7 protein-coding genes, 1 tRNA gene and 1 other RNA gene are annotated in these 9,645 nt (G+C 56.9%); 2 read left to right on the top strand and 7 right to left on the bottom strand.

Features of this window, described 5'->3' with window-relative positions; translation table 11 throughout:
- Positions 1-161 precede the first annotated feature (161 nt).
- Together JNN07_00860 and JNN07_00855 are read right to left on the bottom strand one after the other, a co-directional pair.
- Positions 162-238, bottom strand: a tRNA-Arg gene (locus tag JNN07_00860).
- A 251-nt stretch (positions 239-489) separates the two neighbouring features.
- Entirely contained in the window at positions 490-879 is a 390-nt protein-coding gene (locus JNN07_00855; protein MBL9166269.1) for an SET domain-containing protein-lysine N-methyltransferase, read from the bottom strand.
- 421 nt (positions 880-1,300) lie between these two features.
- Here JNN07_00855 and ssrA point away from each other — a divergent pair.
- Positions 1,301-1,653: a transfer-messenger RNA gene (ssrA, locus tag JNN07_00850) on the top strand.
- 473 nt (positions 1,654-2,126) lie between these two features.
- On the opposite strand, the gene JNN07_00845 is transcribed toward ssrA, so the two are convergent.
- The 3 genes from JNN07_00845 to JNN07_00835 all read right to left on the bottom strand — a co-directional run bounded on the left by JNN07_00845 (position 2,127) and on the right by JNN07_00835 (position 3,375).
- Complete coding sequence (locus tag JNN07_00845; GenBank protein MBL9166268.1) at positions 2,127-2,474, bottom strand: hypothetical protein; 348 nt, start codon at positions 2,472-2,474, stop codon at positions 2,127-2,129.
- A 215-nt stretch (positions 2,475-2,689) separates the two neighbouring features.
- The gene (locus JNN07_00840) at positions 2,690-2,848 is read right to left on the bottom strand and encodes a hypothetical protein (protein MBL9166267.1); all 159 of its coding nucleotides are present in this window, start codon (positions 2,846-2,848) and stop codon (positions 2,690-2,692) included.
- Positions 2,845-3,375, bottom strand: coding sequence for an AAA family ATPase (locus JNN07_00835; GenBank protein MBL9166266.1), 531 nt, complete (start codon positions 3,373-3,375; stop codon positions 2,845-2,847). The genes JNN07_00840 and JNN07_00835 overlap by 4 nt, the downstream gene beginning before the upstream one ends.
- Positions 3,376-3,557: 182 nt before the next feature.
- Between JNN07_00835 and JNN07_00830 the strand changes: the two genes are divergently transcribed.
- Positions 3,558-3,938, top strand: a complete 381-nt coding sequence (locus JNN07_00830; protein ID MBL9166265.1) for a hypothetical protein — start codon at positions 3,558-3,560, stop codon at positions 3,936-3,938.
- A gap of 174 nt (positions 3,939-4,112) precedes the next feature.
- Here JNN07_00830 and JNN07_00825 read toward each other — a convergent pair whose 3' ends face one another.
- Together JNN07_00825 and JNN07_00820 are read right to left on the bottom strand one after the other, a co-directional pair.
- A complete protein-coding gene (locus JNN07_00825) occupies positions 4,113-4,802 on the bottom strand; it encodes a hypothetical protein (protein ID MBL9166264.1) in 690 nt (229 codons plus the stop codon).
- 545 nt (positions 4,803-5,347) lie between these two features.
- Complete coding sequence (locus JNN07_00820) at positions 5,348-9,529, bottom strand: S8 family serine peptidase (protein MBL9166263.1); 4,182 nt, start codon at positions 9,527-9,529, stop codon at positions 5,348-5,350.
- Between the last annotated feature and the right edge of the window lie 116 nt (positions 9,530-9,645).

Raw genomic sequence — 9,645 nt, 5'->3', positions numbered from 1 at the left:
CAGCCTTGCTTATGCTCCGCAAAGCGAAGGTGTAGTGATGGACCGAAGGCTAGTAAGAAGGCTGGCTTGCCAAGCCGTAGCTAATGGGGATGTCCGACGAAGCCCGTCGTCGCCTGCGGCTATGACGTGGCAGCCTTGCTTTTGCTCCGCAAAGCGAAGGCTGGTGCACCCATCAGGAGTTGAACCTGAAACCTTCTGATCCGTAGTCAGATGCTCTATCCAATTGAGCTATAGGTGCTCCAAAGAGGAGTAGAAACTAATGACCGGATGCGTCGAGGGCAAGTGTTAATTTTGCCACCTTTTCTGCGGGCTGCGGAAGGGGAGATTCGACGTGGAGGCGATCGCGGCGCCCCGCTTGGAGGAACCTGACTCCGTCAGGGGCTGAAAAGCTGTAGAGGGCTACAGCACTCCATAGGCGTAGCCCCGTTCGCGAGGGGGGGTGGAGTTCTGTACACAGTAAAGAGTCTAAAATCCCTCATTTAAAGCCCGTCATTTCCCTAATTTGCGCCCGCTCTCTGCGTCGAAGGTATCGTAGTTGCAGGTTATTTCCTCCCCGGCGGCGATATCGCGCATGGCCACAGTGGCGATGGGAGGCACAGCGTCGGACGGGGCACCGGTGTTCGGTTCGGCCGAATGATTCATAAAGCAGGAGTGGTCGCCCCCGAGGACGAAACGATGCGTCTGAGGGTCGAGGAATGCGAACCAACGAACATGTTCCTGGATGATAGGGGGGAGCGACTGGAAATCCGCCAGCGTCAGTTCGCGATCGAAACCTGGCTGGAACCGCCAGATGGGGGTTCCACGAGGGACAGGCTCAACGGCGAAGAGACCCATTCCGTGAATGGCACTGGGGCGGACGCGGGTGCGAATCAGCATCATGATGGGAGGCAGTTTAGGGCAGGGGAAGCACTGGAGTGAAGCGGGAAGGGCACCGGTTTTTTTGAACCGCGATGGAGCTCGTCCCTATGGAGTTGATCGGGAACCGATCCGACGAGGTTTATAGTTCTGATCTCCGGTAGACCTCTACCGCTTTGGTCCCCCCGGCGTAGCTGGGATCCCCTCCGGGGGCACAGAAAAGCTGTAGAGGGCTACAGCAGTCCAAATGTTCCGCGACCGAGCTTGGCCATATGGAGTGCGGTAGACCTCTACCGCTTTAGTCCCCCCGGCGTAGCGGGGATCCCCTCCGGCCCCGGCTGTCCTTACCTGGAAATAGTCACGCACCACGAGGGACACTCCCGACGAGCGATAGCTTGACCTAGGGATAGAAGCGTGCAGATTGGGAGGAGTTAGTCGTCTGGTTGGGGGCGTACTGGTTTCGACCTTGTGAGTACGCCGGAGGCGGCATGCCGAGGATGGTTCGTTGGCCTCGTAAAAAATCGAACCAAAAACATAAAAGCTAACGAAGAGTTGGCCCTCGCAGCCTAAGTCTGCGACGTTCGTGCTCTAATCCCGGCTAGGAGACACGAACGCATTTAGTCGGGTGGGTAGGCTTGTGGAGACAGCGCGCAAGCCGCCGAGAAATTCCATGCTGACTAAGCTGCGCAATTCGTGTTGGGGTGATTCTGCGCGGACGAAAACTTACCCTGACTAAGCATGTAGTCGCGGCCGGTTTCCTTGCTCGGGACGCGGGTTCAACTCCCGCCGCCTCCACCATTTCGTCTACGACGAAATGGTGCCACGCCATAGCGCTGAGCTTGTCGAAGTGCGAAGGCGGGCTAGCGGCTTGGAAGTTAACTCCAGGCAACAAATTCCTTTCCAAGCCCACTGCCGAAAACCGTCCCTTCCCTTTGCCTCCTTGCGCGAAAATCCCTGCAATTTGCGCTTTGTTGCGTCCATGGGCGGCGGTTTGTTCGCTTCCATCCCAGAGATCGCCCTCATCGTTCTTTGGAAAGATGCTCTAGTTTTGAGATGGAGCGATGCATCGCCGCGTCAGTTCGTCCCCATCACCTATCTTCGGAAAGATCTTCGGAAAATCGCTGGTTAGGAGGTTCTTTTGTCGCGCAAGATGCTGATAACAGGCATGTTAGTCTCTGAAATCGATCTTCTGAAAGATTTTCGGATTTGTCTATGATGGATGTGTATGCGAGCCCGACCTCGATGCAGCCTTCTCTCGGTTCTTCCGCGAACTATGGCGTGACGACTGCATGAATAATGCCTCGTTCGATTTTGTGGACTTGAGCCGCTTCAGATAAGGGAGGCACCAAACGAAAGAATGCATTACCCGAAGCGGTGCCAGAGAATCGATACTCTGACACGTCACTCGCATCGAGAACATCGACCCAGATCGGACTGGCAAGGTTTTCGGTGCGCTGAAGCTTGAATCCTTCAGCCCTTGCCCACCTCAAAACGACTTCATCCTCATCCTCATCACGAAACACCGATTCAAAGTAGGCTTCGGTGCGGGTTGGCCCGTATAGGGTTATGCCCCACCCTCGTCCCAGTTGACCGCGGCCTTCGTCGAATACGCTGTTCACGTACAATTGCCAGCGCCCGTTGGGATTCTGATCTTGAAATACTGAAAGCTTGTCGCCATACGGCCCGGGTGGCGCTGGGCTCGGGAAGGAATAGCCGGCGGAAACTGCGGCGGGTTTGAACGTGAACCGGGTCCGCGGAGTTTGGATGTCCCCATATTTCGTAGGGGCGGAGTCATCAAAGACAAGGTTTCCTACATCGGAATCCCGGGTGCGCCTTACGGCTTTTGCGCCACGACTTTACCGTTTTTCCAGATGTAGATTGGTGTGCCATGCATACGGGCTATCTCCCGTGCTGCCTTGGCAGAGCGTCGCAGTCCGCGGCCAACTGCTTTGGCGAATTCGGCGGTCTCAGGTTTCACTGTCTTGGGTTTCATGGTCCTTTTTCGAGTAGTTTGGGCAAGATGCCAGAGTTGTCATAGACTGCCCATGAGTCGGCGAGAAGCCGATAAGCGGATTGGAAATTGTCCCACCCTCGCACAAATCGCCGAAGCACGTCTTGCCGGGGCACGTGATGGCCTCCCTGCCGGACCCGAATGGCAATACGTCGAAGAGCCAGTCGGGTAGAAGGCAATCGGAGGAAGACGATCTCGATTCGGTAGCCAGAAGCTTTCCACCTCTTCAAACGGTCAATGTAGGTCAAACCGCTTAAGGTGGTCTCGAAAGCAAAGTCGGCGCGAGCGCCCGCCAACCGGTCGAGTTCGTTCAGAAACAGACGCCCTGCGGCTAGGTTTGCCAATTCCGGTTGTAGCGGCGAAAGTCCGCCAGCGATCAGGTCAGCGTTTACAAAGTTTAGCATTCCTGCGTCACGGTGTAGAAACTGTCGAGCGAACGTAGTCTTCCCGGCGCCGTTTGGACCGGCGATGACGATGCAGCGTGGTTGCCTGGTAGAGTTCCGCTTCATTCTTGAACGAATCAGTGGCTAGAAGTTTAGAGTGTCTGAAGCTATCGAGTCGAGCCTGCATTCGGTCAAGCGATCAACCGTCCGATTGGCCTATCCGGAGATCTTTGTTCTGGGTTGATTCGGGGAGGTCCTCGGATCAGCATGAGCTCGAAAATGTAAGAGCACGTATGTAAGAGCACGTTATGGCTGCAAAGGTGAAGAAACCAAGATCCAAGGGAGCCCGAGATCGCGGCGCGAGTGTCACCGGCTGTGGCTCCGATGACGGTTTCGCCAAAATCAGATCCATTGCTGTCGCCATAAACCGTCTTCAGCTGCAGAATGCGGAGACTCTGGATCCCGTGGTCCAACACCTGATTCGCATCCGCTCCCGTGACGTTCAAGAGATCGAACACACGCTCGATCAGCTCTTGGACTGCGCGTGCGTCCCTAAAGGCCTGGAAGTATTCAAATCCCTCTGCCGTTACTACTTCAAGATCGATCCTGTAGCAACTGCCTATTACATCCACGCCTACCGGGACATGTGGGACAGTAAGCCAGATCAAGAGAAGGTGGACGCTCAGTGAAAACCGTCCCTAGCAGCAACCACCGCAGGCGCGATGGGACGTCTGTTGTAAGGTGAGGAAGCATCATCGCATCGCGTCGACTTTGGTTGCTGCTAGAAGGCACTGCGTGCGGGGAGGCGGAGAAGGACCCTGATGCTTGAAAAGACAAAACAGTATTCTAAGTCCGACGGCCTACTAGTCGAGCACCCATTGCATGGCCTGGATGGTTTTGGCTCTGATTCCGGGGATCGCCTCGAGCTCCACCGTGCTGGCATTCATGACCGCGCGGACGGATCCGAAGCGCTCGAGCAGGAGCTCCGCCCGTTTGGGTCCAACCGATGGCAACGCTTGCAAGGCGAGAAGTTGAGCGCGCCTTTTCCGTTTGGGCCGACGCCCCCCGCGATTCACCTGGTCCTTCTCCTGGCGGACCAGTTGTCGCCAGGCGAATATCATCAAGCGTGCGGTCTCCTCTGGATCGGTTGAGCGCAGGACTGGGAGATGGAAGATCAGTTGCAATGTGATGAGCGCTCCCTGGATCGATTCGCGACTCATTCCTGAGTCGGCAAGGTCCCTCCCGGGACCTTCAAGGATGAGGCAGCTATGCTCGGCGGTTTGGCTCAGTCGCGAAGCTTGCGCGAACAATCGTCCATCAATGATCGAGGCGACGAAGTCCTTCACTGTTTTTCGCTCAACGATGAGCTGGCCACCCAATTGGTAATCCCCGAGGCTCAGATGCACGACGCTCGCTTGGGCGAACCCAAGTTTGTGGAGTGCGGCGAGAACCGGCTGTCCGGTTTCGCGGTCATCGGCAAAGATGGGGATCTCCTCCTGAGGTTCTGAGGGCACAGGACTGCCCAACGATACAACGTTCTCTTCTTCTTTCATGGATACTTCCTCCCTTAAAACGCAGATCCAGAACTCGGTTAACACTTGCCGGGGTGGTTCTGCTTACCGAGACTCTTAAAGCGCCGATGAGTCTGTGTCCATCTCCATCTGGTGGGATTCCGGAGTTGTAGTGTGGGCCGTCCTCGGACGTGTTCCCGTTCTCCCGCCACCTGGCACCTTCCGCCTTCGCCAAGACTGTTTCGGCGTGACGAGAGCACCTGGCACGGCACCCGGCACCCGACACCGGTTGTGGCCCGAAGGAAAAGCGGTGGCATGCCACGCGCAGTCCATAGGGAGGTGGCTCTCACGAGGTGGACGGTGCCACTGTTCCCCGCCTTTGTCGGTTATGCGTAGCTGCACATAACCGACAAAGGAGGAAAGGAGGAGGCCAAGGACTCCTGACGTCGTCTCCTACAGGGGGAGAGGAAGGCGTCTCCTTTGTGTAGGAGACGAGGTTGAACGAGTCCTCGGCGAATACTGGAATGCGGCTGCGATCCTGTGCGACGTGTCATGCTGTAACTTACTCGAGCCACACAATTGCCACCTTACTGTTGTCTCACGATCTTGAAGAACAGCCGGGTGTCCTCATCGGCGGGCGAAACATTCGTGATCCCCAGTGTGGAGGAGGTCGCAGTATACGTGCGAGTCAGCTGCCAGTTCACCAGATCCTGACTCACATAAACCTCGTAGACTCCACCGGGTTCCGTATCCCATTTCACCTCCACCAGCAACGCTGACCCAACTCGATTCATAAAGCGAGCGGTGACGTTTCCGGGAGGGCGCTGCGACTTGGGTATGATCTGCACATCGTCGATCACAAGTGTTTCAGAGAATCCACCCGTGCGAGCGACAAAGGTGAACACGTCGTCCAGCGCCGTCATATAGTCAACCGGAACTCGTGAGAGCACCTGAGTGCCACCAATATTCAAACTCAGGCTGCCCGTCTTTCCAGGATACGCGTCGTAGTCAATGACCACTGCCGAGAATTGACCGTCGACGTGGGGCGACACCGGATATGTCTCGGGAAGGACCTGGTTGTTCGCCCGAATCTGGTGGCGAGGGTTGGAGAATGTAATGAACTCAACACCCAGACCTTTGGCGTATCCTCCGACCTGATTATTGTCCACGTCCACCGGTTCGTCTGCAGGCCTGAGATAAAAGCCAAATCCATCCGCCCACTGTCCCGTCGGGGGCTTTGCAATCGCGTAGGAGAAGCGGGCGGTAAAACCGTAGGTGGATGGAACCAATCCTGGCAGAACCCACTGAGTGCGGGTCCATGGGGTTTCGGCCGCGGTCATGATAAGGAACGCGCGTCCATTCGGATTCTTGTTCACCCTAGCCGCCCCAGTATCCGAAGCGAGCACGCTTCCATCCTTGAAAATACGGGCACCGTTCGCATACTCGGTGAAGTCCTGACTGTAGCTCCTTTCGTCGCTGACGCGGGATCGGACCTGGACATTATCGATCGATAGTGTTTCACCGAAGCCTCCCGTCCGTGCTGCAAATGCGAACACGTCTGTGGATGTCGGCTGGAAATCCGCCGGCACAGGAACGGTGTCCAGGATCGTCTGCCCACCCGCCACCACGGTGAGGGTGCCTTGCTTCCCAGGTTGGGTGCGGTAGTCGATCATGACCCGGGTGACAACGCCTGTAGCGGGGCTCTCTGCATAAGCACCCGGCTGCTCCGCACCATTGATGCGGATGAGGTGACGTGGCGCACCGAACGTGATGAATTCGACCCCAATGCCCGAGGAGTACCCACCCACCTGGTTGCTCTCGCTATCGATACCGGCGGCCGCTGGCTTCAGATAAAAGCCGAATCCATCCGCGATGGGTCCTGCGTCCGGAGGAGTGATCAGATAATCAAACTGCGCGAAGAATCCGTATGTGGACGGCGCCAGAGCCGGGAGCACGAACTGGGCTCGTGTATGCAGCGTGTCGGCCGCCGTGAGGCGGAGCCGCTTTTGTCCATTGATGCTGTGTACGCCGGGCACTGCGGGAGCATCCGTCGTGAGTTTGGAAAAGTCATTGAACTCCTTGCTTCCGAGAGCCTGTGAATCGAAGTTCTGCGCATAGCTGGCGGGCGGGGGCGGCGGATCCAAGAATTGAAGCTCGTCCACCCACCCACGGTCCTGGCCCGAACTGACACTCGCATCCTTCACGTATTCCCACCGAAGTGTATGCGTCCCGCTTGGCAGGTTTCTTGAGTGCGGCTTGGTGGCCACTTCGCCTGAGATCTCCTCCACAAGGACATTGTTGATGAGGAACCGAAGCTTGTCCCGATTCGCTTCGGAGCTGACACCCCAACGGAAAGTGAGTTGTTGCGGCCCTTGACTCACCGTTTGGAACGCATGGGTTTTACCATGGCCTGGAGAAATCGACGCGATGCGGTTACCGCCCACGGAAGTTGACTCGGTTTGATAGACCCAAGCCCGATTGGTTGAGAGATTGAAGGCTCGGGTCGGAGGCTGATCCAGTCCCTCGGCCAGCGTGCCGCTGTCTTCTTCGAACTGACCGTCGAGGATTAGGGAAAAGGGCTGCGCGGATCCGCCGGCGAGCTGATTGCCGTTCCAGTCGCTCGGGGCTTGCAAGGTTCCCTTGTGACTTACTACGAGTTCGTAGTTGCCGCTCGCGAGGGCCAGAAACGAAACCTTCTCCACTGTATCCTTGGTGTTGTCTCCATATGTGGCCGCAGCCTTCGGGTTATTCACATCCAAACGGGCCGGGTAGAAGACGAACCCATTCGGGTCGATGATTCGAAGGTCGAGATCGTTGACCACAGCGCTGGTTCGATTATTCAAACCTGACAACGACGGCCCGGCGACGTCCGTCCAACACAGTGTGGCCGTCAATAAGGAGAGGTTTGTCGCTGTAAAGCCCAGGCGATACTCAGGTGTCGCATCCGACAAAACCGCTTCCACGATATGGTGAGCGGCGGGCTGAGTTTCATGATTGAAAAGCGTGACCAACGCGTTACCCGCATCCATCAAACCCCAGCCGGTCTTGTAGTCCGGGCCCGGAACATCGAGGTCCGTAGCCGTGTGAATGATCAGTGCCTTGAGCGTACTCGCTCGCATATACTGGCCTGTCGATCGCGTGTAATACTCGTGCAGCAGAATCGCGCCGCCAGAGGCGTTGGGAGTGGCCATGCTGGTTCCGGTCTTACGGGAATAATCATCGTCGCTTCCTTTGTCGCTGGAGTAGAGCTCCTCGCCATTTGCAACGATGTCCGGCTTGATGCGCCCATCATCGGTGGGTCCCATGCTCGAAGAATCGACCAAATTGATTCCATTCACGGAGCGCTCCCCTCCCGAGATGGCGTCCTTGAGGTTGCCAACCGTCATGATGTTCTTGGCGTTGGCCAAGGTCGGAATGGTGTCGTACCCATCGCTTCCTCCGTTCGCACCCGGGGCGGATCCGGTTGTAAGCCCCCAAATTCCCGATTGGTATCGTCTATTGGGGCTCGGCCAGTACGCGACATCCAAAAAACCAGGCGATTTTCCCCTCGAATTTCCAGAGGCCATGAAAGGCAGATGATAAGGGACCATTCGCGTGGCCACATCGAGGTTCCTCGCCTCATCTCCGTACTGTCCGAATAGGGCTGATTCATTGGCGCCGGATTGGCCGTGCCAATACCAACCCGCAAAGGGATACTGAACCGACTCAATCTGAGGGGGTGATGAGTAATTATACCATCCCCCGACATATCCCCACGAATGGTTGGAGACGTAGACTTTCCTTCGTTGACCCGGCGCGGATGCGCCTTCCGCCAGCAATTCACTGAGATAGCCATTCCAATCTTGAACGTAGGCGAAAGCTCCCGGCGCCATCCCCTTCGCAGCGGGAGTGACACCCCTGCCCACGAGCGTGCCAACGACGTGGGTGGCATGGCTTTCATTCGGAATGTTGCTGTAGTTGGGCCCCGCACCTAGATCCACAAACACCGCGTGATACGATGAACCGTCATACAATTCGCGATGGGTAGACCGGGCCGGCCCCGCTTCCCACACCCCAATGCCCCAGCCCTCTCCCGTCAGACTGACGTCGCTGTAAACCGACCTTAAATATGGGTCCACACCCGTCGAGATGGCGGCGTTGGCATTCTCAGTGGTGACATAGGAAGGAACGCCCTCCCGAACCGCCATGAGTTCGTAGGTTGCGCCATTGGTGGTTTCACCTCGGACCGGCATGTTGTTTTTCATCGCCCAGTCCAAAGCCTCACGTTTCTCCTCATCACTTCGAGCTCGCATGGCTCGGCTCTGCAACGCGATTTGCTCATCGCTGAGTGGCGGCGGCACGAGCCAGCTGGCCGGTTGCACGAACCTGGGATCAAACTGTTTTCCAGCAGGAGGAGGTGGTGCGCCGTGTGAAATGGTGGGACTAAACGCGGCAGGGTCGAAGGTGTTCGTCACGGGGGGAGTGGAGGCAACTTGAACTGCGGAATACAACGGCTGGGAGGTCCTCGCCGCTACGGAATCTCCAGCAGCGGGCTGGGAACGGCTAGGCACGGAGCTCGGGACGGGGGTAGGGACGGCAGGCGCTGGCGCGACCTGAAAGAGGGAACTGCGTTCTGTCGAGTCGCGAAGAGCGGACGGTTGGGGAGTTTGGTGGTTCCACAGCCACGCCAGCAGCAGCGGTAGCGTTAAACCACCAAAAAACCATGAATACCAACGCGTTGCGCGCTTTTTTGAGGTTGAGCCGGCCGCTAAGTTAAACAACTCTTTCATAAATAGAAGTCAGGTTCCTCTTCCATTTATGAAATTTGCTGCGAAGCGTTAGCGGTTTTTCTCGGCTTCCGCACAAATCTGCTGCGCAACTGCAAGCTCTCCTACTGCATGGATTG

Source organism: Verrucomicrobiales bacterium (assembly GCA_016793885.1).
Classification (GTDB): Bacteria; Verrucomicrobiota; Verrucomicrobiia; order Limisphaerales; family UBA11320; genus UBA11320.
The sequence above is the reverse complement of the archived record's forward strand: the minus strand, read 5'-3'. Positions and strand labels throughout refer to the sequence as shown.

Coding starts and splice junctions, on each gene's coding strand:
- JNN07_00855 (MBL9166269.1), bottom strand. CDS start 879: ATGATGCTGATTCGCACCCGCGTCCGCCCCAGTGCCATTCACGGAATG.
- JNN07_00840 (MBL9166267.1), bottom strand. CDS start 2,848: ATGAAACCCAAGACAGTGAAACCTGAGACCGCCGAATTCGCCAAAGCA.
- JNN07_00835 (MBL9166266.1), bottom strand. CDS start 3,375: ATGAAGCGGAACTCTACCAGGCAACCACGCTGCATCGTCATCGCCGGT.
- JNN07_00830 (MBL9166265.1), top strand. CDS start 3,558: ATGGCTGCAAAGGTGAAGAAACCAAGATCCAAGGGAGCCCGAGATCGC.
- JNN07_00825 (MBL9166264.1), bottom strand. CDS start 4,802: ATGAAAGAAGAAGAGAACGTTGTATCGTTGGGCAGTCCTGTGCCCTCA.
- JNN07_00820 (MBL9166263.1), bottom strand. CDS start 9,529: ATGAAAGAGTTGTTTAACTTAGCGGCCGGCTCAACCTCAAAAAAGCGC.